Below are 13,882 nucleotides of genomic sequence, written 5' to 3' on the forward strand. Positions count from 1 at the left end.
ACCTGACCTGACCTGACCGACCACCGGCGGACGTGGGTGCCGGTGCACCGGGTGTGCTCGGTAATGTCTGGGCCATGCCGCGCCGTTCACCTCTGCCGCCTTCGCCCCCGCCCGTGGAGATACGCACCTGGCCCGACCGCGAGGCGCTCCTGCGGGACCGGGCACTGATCCTGGGCGAGCTGGTCAGGATGTTCGTCGGCCCCGGCCGCCTCGGCGTCCTCTGGATGTGGACGGGGGTCGCGGCGGTGGGCTGGTCACTCGCGGGGGCGGCCTTCGTCATGTTCGAGGAGGCGCAGGGGCCCTTCGACACGATCCCCGGGGTCATCAGCCTCGCCATCGGCGCGGCCGTGCTGATCCCCGGTGCCGCGTTCCTGGCCGTGGGTGTGGCACGGGACGTACGGGTCCACCGGCTCCTCGTGGAGTGGGGGGCGCTGGACCGTGACCCCGTGGGAGACCTGCCGCTGCGCATGCCGAAGGCGAACGTCGCCTGGCTGCTGACGTCGTTCGCGCTCTGCGCGGCCGGACTCCTCGGCTGCGTCGTCGTGCCCGCGACCGCCCGCGCCGGCCAGGAGACGTACGGCACGGTGGCCTGGCTGATGGGGCTGGGTCTCCTCGCCTGGCTGACCGGACTGACCGGCCTCGTCAAGGCGTTCGCCCACCGGCGCTGGGTGCTGCGGGTGCTGGTCGGGGCGAGGACGGAACAGCCCGCCACCGCGGGCGGCTGATCAGGGGCGCTTCACCGGCTGCCCGATCAGCATCGTCGGGGCCCCGGCCACCCGGGTCAGGAAGACGGTGGCCGAGTGGGGCCCCTGGAGCTTCATCTTCCGGCGCAGCTCCTCCGGTTCGACCGCGGAGCCGCGCTTCTTGACGGTCAGGACACCGACCTGACGCTCTCTCAGCAGTGCCTTGAGCTTCTTCATGTTGAAGGGCAGCTGATCGGTGATCTCGTACGCGGCCGTGGCGTCGGACGCGTACGGCACGTCGCTCGTCACGTACGCGATGGTCTCGTCGATCAGCCTGCCGTCGCACCGCCCGACGATGTCGGCCACCAGATGGGCACGGATGACGGCGCCGTCCGGCTCGTACAGATACCGGCCGACGGGGCCGACCGGCGGGGCGGGGAGCGGGCCCTCGGAGACGAGCGTCGCGCGCGAGGGCAGGAGTGTGGCCCGGTAGGCGCCGGGCGTGAAGCCCTCACCGAACCAGAGCACGGCCTCCTTCACGTCGCCGCCGTCCGAGATCCACTCGGCCTCGGCCTGCGGTCCGATCGCCTCGTGCGGGACCCCGGGGGCGATCTTCAGCGCCGCGCGGGGGGCCTTCGACGCGGCCTCCGTCGCCCAGGAGAGGGGCGGTGAGTAGGCCTCGGGGTCGAAGATCCGGCCGCGTCCGCCGCGCCGGGCCGGGTCGACGAAGACCGCGTCGTACGGGGAGGTGTCGATCCCGGTGACGTCGGCGCACCGCACCTCGACGAGGTCCTGGAGGCCGAGCGCCTCGGCGTTGGCCCGGGCCACCCGCGCGGTGAGCGGGTCCCGGTCCACGGCCAGGACCCGGATGCCGGCCCGGGCCAGGGCGATCGCGTCGCCGCCGATCCCGCAGCAGAGGTCGGCCACGCTCCGTACGCCGAGCTCCGCGAACCGCCCGGCACGGTAGGAGGCGACCGAGGTGCGGGTCGCCTGTTCCACGCCGTTCGGGGTGAAGAACATGCGGTACGCGTCCGCCGCCCCGAACTTCGCGACCGCGCGCTGCCGCAGCCGCGCCTGGCCGAGCGCCGCCGAGACGAGGGCGGCGGGGTGCGTGCGGCGCAGCCGGGTCGCGGTCGCCAGCTCCCGGGCGGGATCGTGGTCGCGCAGCTCGTCCAGGAGCGCCGCGCCCTCGGGGGTGCGCAGGGCGGCGAAGGAGGCGAGCGGGTCGGCGGGGTCGGCCTGGTCTGCGGGGGGAAGGGCGTTCACCCGTCCATTGTGAGCCAGCCGGGGGACCCGGCGGATCCCCCGGAGGTGTCGCCGGAGGCCGCCGGTGACCCGGTGGCAGGATGCGGCGCCATGCAGCTAGTACGACAAAAAGAAAAATCTGTCATGAAGCGCCACAGGACGGTCTGCGCGGTCCTGGCCGCCCTCCTGATCGGCGCCGCCGCCTCCGGGTGTGCCGACGGTACGGACGAAGGGGCCGCCGGCCGGGACGGACCCGCCGCAGGGCGGCCGGGAGCCGCCGCGGCGCAGGCGGGCCCCGCCGCGGCCGAGGCGAGGGCCAGGGCGCGGGCGGAGCGCCTGAAGCGGGAACTGGCCGCCCGTGTCGCCGTCGCGAAGAAGTGGGGCCTGGCGAAGGTTCCGCTCGCCGCTCCCGCGCCGCCCGCCGTGAAGCCGCGCATCACCACCCGCAAGGGGTTCGAGGTGGAGGGCGGGGAGACGCTGCCGCCCGTCTTCACCACGGTCCCCACCAAGGAGCGGATCGTCTTCCTGACGATGGACGACGGGGCGGAGAAGGACCCCGAACTGCTCCGGATGATGACGGAGCTGAAGATCCCGTACAGCGCGTTCCTCAGCGACTACGTGGTGAGCGACGACTACGGCTACTTCAAGGACATGCAGGCCCGGGGGGTCACCCTCAACAACCACACGCTCAACCACCGCTACCTCCCGGGGCTTTCGGCGTCCGAGCAGCGGCGGGAGATCTGTGGCGAGCAGGACAAGATCGAGAGGTTCCTCGGGAAGAGGCCCACCCTCTTCCGGCCGCCGTACGGCAACTACAACGGCGACACCCTGCGCGTCGCGAAGTCCTGCGGCATCACGGCCGTGCCCCTGTGGGCGGCCGAGGCGTTCCCCGACCACATGGAGTGGCGCGAGTGGGACAGGGACCTGCACCCCGGCGACATCATCCTCACCCACTTCCGGGGTGAGGAGGACTGGGAGGGCTCCATGGCCGACATGGTCCGGCGCGTCATGAAGACGGTCACGGACAAGGGGTACGCGGTGGCCAGGCTGGAGGACTACGTCTGACCGGGAGGCGGCGGGCGCACCCGGCCGTCCGCCGCCGGGACGACGCGGTGGTCTCCCCCGTCGTCCCGGGCGCGGGCCGCTCCCGCGACGCCACGCGAGGGTGGTGAATTGGCACTCCGCTTGACCGAGTGCTAATCGCGGTCATAGTCTCAGTGCTGGCACTCCCCGAGGGAGAGTGCCAGCACCACCGTGCGACAGGGCAGGTCCGGCACCCGCGACGACGGATCGACCTGGTCGCCACCCCACAGACTGTTAAACCCCGTGAGATCTCCGAAGGGGGAGACCGGATCGTGTCGACCACCAGCTCCAAGGTTGCGATCAAGCCGCTCGAGGACCGCATTGTGGTCCAGCCGCTCGACGCCGAGCAGACCACGGCTTCCGGCCTGGTCATTCCGGACACCGCCAAGGAGAAGCCCCAGGAGGGCGTCGTCCTGGCCGTGGGCCCGGGCCGCTTCGAGAACGGCGAGCGCCTTCCGCTCGACGTCAAGACCGGCGATGTCGTTCTGTACAGCAAGTACGGCGGCACCGAGGTGAAGTACAACGGCGAGGAGTACCTCGTCCTCTCGGCGCGCGACGTCCTCGCGATCGTCGAGAAGTAATTCACCCACGTTTGCTTCTGTTCTGCGCCCCTGGCCGCCTGCGAAATACCTAGCCGGGCGGCGAGGGGCGCAGTTCGTTTTGAGAGGGAAGAAAACAGCCCATGGCGAAGATTCTGAAGTTCGACGAGGACGCCCGTCGCGCCCTTGAGCGCGGCGTCAACAAGCTTGCCGACACGGTGAAGGTGACGATCGGTCCGAAGGGCCGCAACGTCGTCATCGACAAGAAGTTCGGCGCCCCCACCATCACCAACGACGGCGTCACCATCGCGCGCGAGGTCGAGCTCGACGACCCGTACGAGAACCTCGGTGCCCAGCTGGTGAAGGAGGTGGCGACCAAGACCAACGACGTAGCTGGTGACGGCACCACCACCGCCACCGTGCTCGCCCAGGCCCTCGTCCGCGAAGGCCTGCGCAACGTCGCCGCGGGCGCGTCCCCGGCAGCCCTGAAGAAGGGCATCGACGCCGCGGTGAAGGCCGTGTCCGAGGAGCTCCTCGCGACCGCCCGCCCGATCGAGGACAAGGCCGACATCGCCGCCGTGGCCGCGCTCTCCGCGCAGGACCCGCAGGTCGGCGAGCTCATCGCGGACGCGATGGACAAGGTCGGCAAGGACGGTGTCATCACCGTCGAGGAGTCCAACACCTTCGGTCTGGACCTCGAGTTCACCGAGGGCATGGCCTTCGACAAGGGCTACCTGTCCCCGTACATGGTGACCGACCAGGAGCGTATGGAGGCCGTCCTCGACGACCCGTACATCCTGATCCACCAGGGCAAGATCGGCTCGATCCAGGAACTGCTCCCGCTGCTGGAGAAGGTCATCCAGGCCGGCGCCTCCAAGCCCCTCCTGATCATCGCCGAGGACGTCGAGGGCGAGGCGCTCTCCACCCTCGTCGTCAACAAGATCCGTGGCACCTTCAACGCCGTCGCGGTGAAGGCCCCCGGCTTCGGTGACCGCCGCAAGGCCATGCTCGGCGACATCGCCACCCTCACCGGTGCCACCGTCATCGCCGAGGAGGTCGGCCTCAAGCTCGACCAGGCCGGTCTGGACGTGCTCGGCACGGCCCGCCGTGTCACGGTCTCCAAGGACGACACGACCATCGTCGACGGCGGCGGCGACTCCGCCGACGTCAAGGGCCGCGTCAACCAGATCAAGGCCGAGATCGAGTCCACGGACTCCGACTGGGACCGCGAGAAGCTCCAGGAGCGCCTCGCGAAGCTGGCCGGCGGCGTCTGCGTGATCCGCGTCGGTGCCGCCACCGAGGTGGAGCTCAAGGAGAAGAAGCACCGTCTCGAGGACGCCATCTCCGCGACCCGCGCCGCGGTCGAGGAGGGCATCGTCTCCGGTGGTGGCTCCGCCATCGTCCACGCCGTCAAGGTCCTCGAGGGCAACCTCGGCAAGACCGGCGACGAGGCCACGGGTGTCGCGGTCGTGCGCCGCGCCGCCGTCGAGCCGCTCCGCTGGATCGCGGAGAACGCGGGCCTCGAGGGCTACGTCATCACCGCGAAGGTCGCCGAGCTCGACAAGGGCCAGGGCTTCAACGCCGCGACCGGCGAGTACGGCGACCTGGTGAAGGCCGGCGTCATCGACCCGGTCAAGGTCACCCGCTCCGCCCTGGAGAACGCCGCGTCCATCGCGTCGCTGCTGCTCACGACCGAGACCCTGGTCGTCGAGAAGCCGGCCGAGGAAGAGGCCGACGCCGGTCACGGCCACGGTCACGGCCACTCCCACTAGTACGGCTCCGTACGCCGCCGAGGCCCGGTACCCCCGTCGCGGGGGCACCGGGCCTCGGTGCGTGCGCGGGGCTACTTCGGGCCGTACGTCCGGCCCGCGCGGGAGGTCACTCCACCGAGCAGGCCGCGCGGCGTCAGCTTCACCAGGCCCATCATCGCCTTGTAGCGCGGGTCCGGGATCGACACCGACCTGCCCCGGGCCAGGTCCGCCAGGGCCGCGGCCACCAGTTTGTCGGCGTCGAGCCACATCCAGTCCGGGATGTTGCCCGTCCCCATCCCGGCCCGCTGGTGGAACTCGGTGCGCACGAAGCCCGGGCACAGGGCCATCAGCCGCACCCCCGAACCCGCCAGGTCCTTCGCGGCGCCCTGGGTGAACTGGACGACCCACGCCTTCGACGCCCCGTACGTCCCCCGCGGCAGGAAGGCGGCGACGGACGCCACGTTCACCACCCCGCCGCGACCGCGCTCCCGCATCGGGCCCGCCGCCGCCGAGGTGAGCCGGAGCACCGCCTCGCAGTGGACCTTCAGCATCGTCAGCTCATCGGCCATCGAGACGTCCAGGTAACGCCCCTTGTTGCCGAAGCCGGCGTTGTTCACCAGCAGGTCGACGGGGCTCACGCGGTTCGCCAGCCGTGCTTCGACCGCCTCGATCCCGGCGTCCGTGGACAGGTCGGCCGTCAGCACCTCGGCCTCGATGCCGTGCCCGTCGTGCAGCTCCGTGGCCTGGGCCCGCAGCCGCTCCGTGTCGCGGGCCACCAGCACCAGATTGTGCCCGTCACCCGCGAGCCGCCGTGCGAAGGCGGCCCCGATCCCCGCCGTCGCGCCCGTAATCAGTGCAGTCGTCATAAGCGGCACGTTAGTGCCCGCGTGGGCGGGCGGCCGACCCGGCTTCTCCCTCAGGGACGGCCGTCCTGACGGAGGGCCGTCCGGACGGCCCGGCCGATGTCGTGCGCCGTCCGACGGCGGGCGTCGAACTCCGCGTCGGCGACGGCGCTCGCGCACAACCCTGACGAGGGGGCGGCCGGTGATCCCGCCTCCGTGCGGCGGTGGTCTCGGCGAGGACGTCAGGCAGGGCGGTGCGCAGGTGCTGCGGCGGAGCGGAGTTGATCAGGTCGCGGAGGGACTGCTCGTCGGCAGCCGGGGGGTTCATGGGCCTCCGGTGAGTTCCGGGTCGGTGCGACGGAGCCGGCCGCCGCGTGTGCCGGGCGGCCGGCGGTCCGGCACGGTCGGTCGTCGCGTCGGACGGACGCGGTCCTGGCGGCGAGGGTGTCCTCCTCGTCCTCCTCGTCCTCCTCGCCGAGGTGCAGGCGCTTGATGTCCTTGACGACGAAGGCGTAGCTGACGACCGCCAGGGCGGCGCACGCGCTGATGAAGCCGAGGGCCAGGTCGAAGGAGCCCGTGGTGTCGATGATGTAGCCGACGAGCAGGGGGTGACGATGCCGTTCGTACAGATCAGCGCCAGGACGACGCCCACCCCGGCGACCACGGTGAAGACGTGCTCCCACCCCATGGCCGTGACGAGCCGGCCCATGAGCGGGGCGAACGCGACGGTGGCGAAGTACTGCGCGGAGTTGAAGAGCGCGGAGGCGAAGCCGCGTTCACCGGTGGGAACCAGGCCGCGACGATGCGGGAGTTGCCGGGGAAGGAGGGTGCCTCGGCGAAGCCGACCACGAAGCGCAGGACGAACATCAGCACGATCGCGGCACCGGCGAAGAAGCCGACGGCCCCCCTGCGCCATGGTGAACAGCGACCACAGGAAGAGGGCGATCCCGTGGACCTTCTTGGAGCCGAAGCGGTCGAGCAGCCATCCGCCGGGGGTCTGGGCGATCAGGTACGACCACGAGAAGGCGGAGAAGAGCAGACCCAGCTCCGAGGAGCTGATGTGCAGGTCCTTCTGCATGGAGTCACCGGCGATCGACAGCGTCGATCTGTCGGCGTAGTTGACCGTGGTGACGACGAAGAGCATGGCCAGGACGACGTACCTGAGGCGGCCTGCCCCGGGGGAGCGGCTGCTGTCGCCGGCGCGTCCTGCCGGGCGGGAGCTGTCATGCGGGCGATCTCCCAGACCTGGGAGTGGCGGCGGCGTCGCCGCGTGTGGTCCTAGCCACAGCGCCAGTGGCTGGAGATGACCGTAGGGTCGCTTCCCATTCCCGTCCATTGTGATTTTCGTAGGCTGCGATACCTTTCCTGTACGGATCACTGCGGAGCGAACAGGAGTCGCGCTCCGTCACAGGTGCCGGAGCAGGGCGTGCAGCGCCGGGTTGTCGTTGACGCGCCGCCAGACGAGGTGCAGCTCGACCGGCGTGGGGTCGGCGAGCTCCAGCGACCGGAAGGCGATGCCGGAGAAGCGCATCTGCGCGGCGGCCTCAGGCACGAAGGCGACGCCCCACCCCGCGTTGACCATGGCCAGGAGGCTGTGGACCTGGCTGAGGTACTGGGTGAAGCGGGGCGCGATCTGCGCGGCGCGGAAGATGCTGACGAGCAGCTCGTGGAAGTAACGGGCCTCCACCGGCGAGTACATCAGCACGTCCTGACCGTCGAACGCGCGCATCGGCAGCGGTCCGTCCCCCGTGGCGAGCGGGTGATCGCGCGGCACGGCCGCGACGAGGCCCTCCCGTATGGCAGGGCGGGTCTCCAGGTCGGGGCCGGTGCTGGAGGGGCGGATCATCCCCAGGTCGAGGGAGCCCTCGGTGATCGCCTCGAGCTGGTCACGGGTGACCTTCTCGCGCAGCACGATCTCGGTGCCGGCCATGACGGAGCGTGCGACGGCCAGGAGCGGCCCGAGCGCGGAGTAGGCGGCGGCGGCCGTGAAGCCGACGGCGATGGCGCCGGCCCGGCCCGCGGAGACCTGCTTCGCGGCGAGGGTGGCCTCCTCCGACTGGCGCAGGATCGTGCGCGCCTCGTTGAGGAAGGCGCGGCCGGCCGGGGTGAGACGGACGGTGCGGTTCGTGCGGTCCAGGAGCTGGACGCCCAGTTCGTGTTCGAGCAGCTGGATCTGGCGGCTCAGCGGGGGCTGGGTCATGCGGAGGCGCGCGGCGGCCCGGGTGAAGTGCAGTTCCTCGGCGACGGCGACGAAACTCACCAGTTGTGCGAGCGTGAACAACGATGCCCTCCGGGTATCGAATCATCCAAAAACTATGTTGGACATGGATCGATCGCTGACCTTAGCGTCACCAGTGACCGACACTCCTCGGCGGAATCTTTGATTCCGCTCTGAGGTACGTTCCCGGAACCCCTTGGTCCGGGTCGGTGCCGTGCCGTCGACGATCAGCGGCCTCCGCTGCCCCCTCCCGTCATGTCCGGCCCGGTGGAACCCGCGAGGATGTCCCGGTCCACCCCCGGGGGCGCCGGGCTGTACCCCCGCATCCGCCTCACACAGCAGGGACATGTAGTGGTGACCACGATTCACACAGCCGCCTCCGCCGCGCTCCGTCAGGGCGAGGCGACGCTCGACGCCATCACCTGGGTCAGGCTCTCCGCCGTCACGCTGCCGCTGCACACGCCGATCAGCGACGCCAAAGTGCTGACCGGACGCCAGAAGCCGATGACCGAAGTGGCCTTCCTGTTCGTGGAGATCGAGACCGCCCAGGGTCATCAGGGCGTCGGGTTCAGCTACTCGAAGCGCGCGGGCGGCCCCGCCCAGTACGCCCACGCCAGGGAGATCGCCGACAACCTGATCGGCGAGGACCCCAGTGACATCGGCAGGCTCTGGACCAAGCTGGTGTGGGCGGGTGCCTCGGTCGGCCGCAGCGGTGTCGCCACGCAGGCCATCGCCGCCATCGACATCGCGCTGTGGGACCTGAAGGCCAAGCGGGCCGGGCTGCCGCTGGCCAAACTGCTGGGTGCGCACCGCGATTCGGTGCGCTGCTACAACACCTCCGGCGGCTTCCTCCACAACCCCGTCGAGCAGGTCCTGGACAACGCGACCGCGTCCCTGTCGCACGGCATCGGCGGCATCAAGATCAAGGTCGGCCACCCGGACGGCAAGCAGGACCTGGCCCGCCTGACGGCCGTGCGTGAGCACCTCGGCGACGACGTCCCGCTCATGGTCGACGCCAACCAGCAGTGGGACCGGCCCACCGCCCAGCGCATGGGCCGCGCCCTGGAGGGCTTCGGCCTCGTCTGGATCGAGGAGCCGCTCGACGCCTACGACGCCCAGGGCCACGCCGCGCTCGCCGCCGCCCTGGACACCCCGATCGCCACGGGCGAGATGCTGGCCAGCGTCGCCGAGCACCACGAGCTCATACGGCACAACGCCTGCGACGTCATCCAGCCGGACGCCCCGCGCATCGGCGGCATCACCCAGTTCCTCAAGCTCGCCGCACTGGCCGAGCACAACAACCTCCAGCTCGCCCCCCACTTCGCCATGGAGATCCACCTCCACCTGGCCGCCGCCTACCCGATCGAGCCGTGGGTGGAGCACTTCGACTGGCTGGAGCCGCTCTTCGACGAGCGCCTCGCCATCAGCGACGGCCGCATGCACGTCTCCTCCCGCCCCGGACTCGGCATCACGCTCAGTGAGCAGACGCGCGCCTGGACGACCGCCACCCACGAGGTCGGCAAGCGCCCCTGAACCCGCGGCCCACGCCGCCCTCCCGCCGGTACGCGACCACGCTCCGGCGGCCCCCCACCTGGTGCGGGCCCCGCTGACGGACAGCGCGGGGTCCGCACCAGCCGTATGTTCCGGGGCTCATGATGCTCAACGGGTATGAGTCAATGCGAAAACAGTGTTGGACCGGCATGACCTGTCGCTCGTAGCGTGGAGAGCGGCACGGCGCGGAGTGACACCGCCGACGCCCACGCCCCGTCCGCCTGACCTCGCGGGCGACAGCGGTCCGAGGGCCGCCCCGTCCCGCCCACCCACCTCCACAGGAGCAACCCGCCATGACGTCGTTCACCCCTTCCGAGCTCGGCCGGCGTATCGGCTCGGGTCTGCTCTCCTTCCCGGTCACCCACTTCACCGCCGACGACCTCTCCTTCGACGCCGACGCCTACCGCGCCAACATCGAGCGCCTGGCGGCCTACGAGGTCGGCGGCCTCTTCGCCGCGGGCGGCACGGGGGAGTTCTTCTCCCTGACCGCGTCCGAGACCGAGCAGGTCGTCACCGCGGCCGTGCAGGCTGCCCCCGACGACACCCCGATCCTCGCCCCCGCCGGCTACGGGACCCGCACCGCGGTCGAGTACGCCCGGGCCGCCGAACGCGCGGGCGCCGACGGCATCCTGCTGTTCCCGCCCTACCTCACCGAAGCCGGACAGGAGGGGCTCGCCCGGCACGTCGAGGCCGTCTGCCGCTCGACCCGCCTCGGCGTCATCGTCTACGGCCGGGCCAACGCCACGTACAGCGCGGACACCCTGGCCCGCCTCGCCGACTCCTGCCCCAACCTCATCGGTTACAAGGACGGCATCGGCGACATCGACGCCATGACCCGGATCTACGCCCGGCTCGGGGAGCGCCTCACCTACGTCGGCGGTCTGCCCACCGCCGAGATGTTCGCCCTCCCGTACCTCGAACTCGGCGTCACCACCTACTCCTCGGCGATCTTCAACTTCCTCCCCGACTTCGCCCTGGAGTTCTACGGCGCCGTCCGCGGACGCCGCCACGACACCGTCATCAAGCTGCTCGACGAGTTCGTGCTGCCGTACACGGAGATCCGCGACCGGCAGGGCGGATACGCGGTCAGCATCGTCAAGGCCGGCATGACCGCCACCGGCCACGGCGCCGGACCGGTCCGCCCTCCGTTGACCGACCTCACCGAGGGCGAACTCGCCGAACTGACCGCGCTCATCGCGGGCGTTCCCGCCGCGACCGCCTGACGCATCCTCACCGACAGCAGTGGGGGAGGACCCCGAGGTGACCACGCCCATCGCGCAGGCGAACCGGCCTCGCCGTGTGGCGGCTGCGGGGCGAGGTCGCCCGTACCGCCGGGCAGCTCCGGCTGTTCGCCGCGACGCTGTGCGGAGGGCGTCCGGCCCGGGGCGCGCATCGCCCCCGCGCGGCCCGGGCGCACGCCGCAGTCCCGCCCCGGCATCCGCAGTAGGTCGACGGCACCCTCACCTTGGGCTGCCCCCCGGCGACGCCCGGAGTCCGACGGGGCCCCCGTCCGGCTCCGGCCGGTCATGCCCCGGAGCGGCTAGGAGCCGGAGCCTCGCTGCGCCACGTACGTCCGCGCGGCGCGCAGTGTCTCGGTGTGCAGGGCGTCGCCGGCGTCGAGCAGGCGCGGGAGCAGCTCCCGCTCCGTGGTCGTCGCCCGGAACTCGATGGCCGCGGTGATCCCGTGGTCGGGCACGTGCACCACCTCGACCGGATCGCCGGAGCGGATCGTCCCCGGTTCGATCACGCGGAGATACGCACCGGTCGCCCCCTCGCGCGTGAACCGCTTCACCCAGCCGCGCTCGCCCAGGTGGCCCGCGAACGTACGGCACGGGATACGCCCCGACGTCACCTCCAGGAGCAGCTCGTCGCCGATCCGCCAGCGCTCACCGATCCGCGCGTGGCTCACGGTGAGGCCGAGCGTGGTGAGGTTCTCGCCGAACGAGCCGTTGGGCAGGGGCCGGCCGAGCTCCTTCTCCCACGCGTCGAGCTCCTCACGGGCGTACGCGTACACCGCCTGGTCCGATCCACCGTGGTGCCGGAGATCGCACACCGCGTCACCGGTCAGACCGCTGCCGCCGCTGCCCTTGGGGCCGGGGTCGGCGACCCGCACGGGGCCGTCCGACGGACGCTTGCCGATCCCGGTGAGCCCGTCGGCCCCGTCGGAGTGGGGGGAGGGCGTGGGGCGGCCGAGGTTCACGGTGAGCACCTTCATAACCGGACAGGCTAATAGCGGGGCACTCAAAGGCGCTCATGATTAATCGACCCATTCTGCAAGAGTCGCTTATGGTTGACGGGTGATCGAAGCCCGTCATCTCCGTGTCCTGCGCGCCGTGGCCACCACCGGTTCGTTCTCCGCCGCCGCGCGCGAGCTGGGCTGCACCCAGCCTGCCGTCAGTCAGCAGATGAAGGCCCTGGAGGGCTCCGCGGGCACTCCGCTGCTGATCCGTACGGGGCGCGAGATGCGCCTCACCCAGGCGGGTGAGGCGCTGGTCCGGCACGCGTCCGGCATCCTCGCGGGGCTCACCGCCGCGGAGGAGGAGGTCGCCGCGATCGCGGGTCTGCGGGCCGGCCGGGTCCGGCTCGTGTCCTTCCCGAGCGGGAGCTCCAGCCTGGTGCCCGGCGCCCTGGCCGCCCTGCGCGCCGCGCACCCCGGAACCCGGGTCTCGCTCGTCGAGGCGGAGCCGCCGCGCTCGGTGGAGATGCTGCGCGACGGCGACTGCGACATCGCACTGGCGTTCCGCTACGGGACCACCGGCGGCGAGTGGGACGACCTGGTCGTGCGTCCGCTGCTGCGGGACCGGCTGATCGGCCTGGTCCCCGAGGGGCACCGGCTGGCGGGCTCGGACGCGGTGGGCATCGGGGACCTGGCCGACGAGCCGTGGATCGCCGGCTGCCCCCGCTGCAGGCGGCAGCTGGTGGAGGTCTGCGAGGCGTCCGGTTTCACCCCGAGGATCGACTTCGCCACGGACGACTACCCCGCGGTGATCGGGCTCGTCGGGGCGGGGCTCGGCGTCGCCGTCCTGCCCGAGCTCGCCCTCGAGTCCGTACGGCCCAAGGGGGCACGCACGGTGACGGTGGAGCCGGCCGTGGAGCGGGAGATCGTCGCCCTCACCCTGCCCGATCTGGCGCGGGTGCCGGCAGTGGCGGCGACGCTGGACCAGTTGACCCTGGCTGCCGCGCGCTGAACCGGCCGTACGGTGAACCGGCCGTACGGTGAACCGGCCGTACGGTGAACCGGCCGTACGGTGAACCGGCCGTACGGTGATTCCGGCTGCTCGGGATTCGCCCCCACGACGAGCGGGCCGCACGTCGAACCGTACGGCCCCCGCGGTGACCGGGGTGTGGGGTCCGCGGGGCGCATCCGGCGTGAAAAAACGTTTCTGCGTTCGGCGGGTCGTGCGGACCGTCAGGTGTGGCCGGCCTCCGGGGCGGGCCCCGTGTGGGCGGAGATCAGGCGGTTGCGCGCCCGGCCCATGAGCTCCTCGCGTTCGTCCTCGGTCAGGCCGCCCCACACGCCGTAGGGCTCCCGGACGGCGAGCGCGTGCGCCGCGCACTCGGCGCGTACCGGGCAGCGCATGCAGACCTCCTTCGCCGAGGTCTCACGGGCGCTCCGGGCTGCTCCCCGTTCTCCTTCGGGGTGGAAGAACAGCGAACTGTCGACCCCGCGGCAGGCGGCCAGCAGCTGCCAGTCCCACAGGTCCGCGTTGGGTCCGGGAAGGCGGGAGAAATCTGCCATTGCGTGTCCCCTCGAAACCTTGCTGGTTCGGAAACGGCGTCCCCGACCGTCGGAGCTCGTCCGTCGTCGGTGCCGGAGTCCCGACCGTACATCTACGGTGTTAGTAGATGTAAATATGACTGATTACGAATCTAGCCGCAGACGCCAGCAAAAGGTAAGAAATCCCGCTAAATGGGGCAGGTCGCAGAGTGAGGGGCTGGTTGAGGGGTGAAGGATTCCGTGTCGCTCTTC

Annotated in this window: 13 protein-coding genes and 1 pseudogene; 7 read left to right on the forward strand and 7 right to left on the reverse strand. The window is 71.3% G+C overall.

Translation table 11 applies throughout. The features are described 5' to 3' along the window. The first annotated feature begins 74 nt into the window (after positions 1-74). Positions 75-725 carry a hypothetical protein gene (locus OG488_RS22820; protein ID WP_329231898.1) on the forward strand — a complete coding sequence of 217 codons (651 nt, stop codon included), beginning with the start codon at positions 75-77 and terminating at the stop codon, positions 723-725. Here the strand turns inward: OG488_RS22820 and OG488_RS22825 are convergent, their stop codons facing one another. Further along, entirely contained in the window at positions 726-1,949 is a 1,224-nt protein-coding gene (locus OG488_RS22825; protein WP_329231900.1) for a THUMP-like domain-containing protein, read from the reverse strand. A gap of 123 nt (positions 1,950-2,072) precedes the next feature. On the opposite strand from OG488_RS22825, the gene OG488_RS22830 reads away from it, so the two are divergent. The 3 genes from OG488_RS22830 (at position 2,073) to groL (ending at position 5,322) form a co-directional block, all read left to right on the forward strand. Further along, positions 2,073-2,993, forward strand: coding sequence for a polysaccharide deacetylase family protein (locus OG488_RS22830; protein WP_329231902.1), 921 nt, complete (start codon positions 2,073-2,075; stop codon positions 2,991-2,993). A 290-nt stretch (positions 2,994-3,283) separates the two neighbouring features. After that, positions 3,284-3,592 (forward strand): co-chaperone GroES, encoded by a 309-nt coding sequence (gene groES, locus OG488_RS22835; protein WP_003966899.1) that lies wholly within the window; start codon positions 3,284-3,286, stop codon positions 3,590-3,592. Positions 3,593-3,693: 101 nt separating this feature from the next. Continuing rightward, a complete protein-coding gene (gene groL / locus OG488_RS22840; RefSeq protein WP_329231904.1) occupies positions 3,694-5,322 on the forward strand; it encodes a chaperonin GroEL in 1,629 nt (542 codons plus the stop codon). 71 nt (positions 5,323-5,393) lie between these two features. Here groL and OG488_RS22845 read toward each other — a convergent pair whose 3' ends face one another. From OG488_RS22845 to OG488_RS22860, 4 genes and pseudogenes are all read right to left on the reverse strand, one after another. Then, positions 5,394-6,167: an SDR family NAD(P)-dependent oxidoreductase gene (locus OG488_RS22845; RefSeq protein ID WP_329231906.1), complete on the reverse strand. Its 774-nt coding sequence runs from the start codon at positions 6,165-6,167 to the stop codon at positions 5,394-5,396. Positions 6,168-6,385: 218 nt separating this feature from the next. After that, entirely contained in the window at positions 6,386-6,826 is a 441-nt protein-coding gene (locus tag OG488_RS22850) for a hypothetical protein (protein WP_329239333.1), read from the reverse strand. A 290-nt stretch (positions 6,827-7,116) separates the two neighbouring features. After that, a pseudogene (locus OG488_RS22855) lies at positions 7,117-7,479 on the reverse strand (MFS transporter); the annotation flags it as partial. Positions 7,480-7,548: 69 nt separating this feature from the next. After that, positions 7,549-8,424, reverse strand: a complete 876-nt coding sequence (locus OG488_RS22860) for a LysR substrate-binding domain-containing protein (RefSeq protein WP_329231908.1) — start codon at positions 8,422-8,424, stop codon at positions 7,549-7,551. A gap of 288 nt (positions 8,425-8,712) precedes the next feature. On the opposite strand from OG488_RS22860, the gene OG488_RS22865 reads away from it, so the two are divergent. Further along, on the forward strand, positions 8,713-9,894 hold the full coding sequence (locus OG488_RS22865; RefSeq protein ID WP_329231910.1) for an L-talarate/galactarate dehydratase: 1,182 nt from the start codon (positions 8,713-8,715) through the stop codon (positions 9,892-9,894). 311 nt (positions 9,895-10,205) lie between these two features. Further along, entirely contained in the window at positions 10,206-11,135 is a 930-nt protein-coding gene (kdgD, locus tag OG488_RS22870) for a 5-dehydro-4-deoxyglucarate dehydratase (RefSeq protein ID WP_329231912.1), read from the forward strand. A gap of 317 nt (positions 11,136-11,452) precedes the next feature. On the opposite strand, the gene OG488_RS22875 is transcribed toward kdgD, so the two are convergent. After that, positions 11,453-12,127, reverse strand: coding sequence for an MOSC domain-containing protein (locus OG488_RS22875; RefSeq protein WP_329231914.1), 675 nt, complete (start codon positions 12,125-12,127; stop codon positions 11,453-11,455). A gap of 82 nt (positions 12,128-12,209) precedes the next feature. On the opposite strand from OG488_RS22875, the gene OG488_RS22880 reads away from it, so the two are divergent. Further along, positions 12,210-13,100: a LysR family transcriptional regulator gene (locus OG488_RS22880; protein WP_329231916.1), complete on the forward strand. Its 891-nt coding sequence runs from the start codon at positions 12,210-12,212 to the stop codon at positions 13,098-13,100. Between the two features lie 221 nt (positions 13,101-13,321). Here OG488_RS22880 and OG488_RS22885 read toward each other — a convergent pair whose 3' ends face one another. Further along, positions 13,322-13,651 carry a WhiB family transcriptional regulator gene (locus tag OG488_RS22885; RefSeq protein WP_329231918.1) on the reverse strand — a complete coding sequence of 110 codons (330 nt, stop codon included), beginning with the start codon at positions 13,649-13,651 and terminating at the stop codon, positions 13,322-13,324. Between the last annotated feature and the right edge of the window lie 231 nt (positions 13,652-13,882).

The organism is Streptomyces sp. NBC_01460 (genome assembly GCF_036227405.1).
Taxonomy (GTDB): domain Bacteria; phylum Actinomycetota; class Actinomycetes; order Streptomycetales; family Streptomycetaceae; genus Streptomyces.

Bases quoted from the DNA above. Each gene is read 5' to 3' on its own strand.
- kdgD (WP_329231912.1), top strand. From the start codon at position 10,206: ATGACGTCGTTCACCCCTTCCGAGCTCGGCCGGCGTATCGGCTCGGGT.
- OG488_RS22875 (WP_329231914.1), bottom strand. From the start codon at position 12,127: ATGAAGGTGCTCACCGTGAACCTCGGCCGCCCCACGCCCTCCCCCCAC.
- OG488_RS22820 (WP_329231898.1), top strand. From the start codon at position 75: ATGCCGCGCCGTTCACCTCTGCCGCCTTCGCCCCCGCCCGTGGAGATA.
- OG488_RS22845 (WP_329231906.1), bottom strand. From the start codon at position 6,167: ATGACGACTGCACTGATTACGGGCGCGACGGCGGGGATCGGGGCCGCC.
- groL (WP_329231904.1), top strand. From the start codon at position 3,694: ATGGCGAAGATTCTGAAGTTCGACGAGGACGCCCGTCGCGCCCTTGAG.
- OG488_RS22885 (WP_329231918.1), bottom strand. From the start codon at position 13,651: ATGGCAGATTTCTCCCGCCTTCCCGGACCCAACGCGGACCTGTGGGAC.
- OG488_RS22830 (WP_329231902.1), top strand. From the start codon at position 2,073: ATGAAGCGCCACAGGACGGTCTGCGCGGTCCTGGCCGCCCTCCTGATC.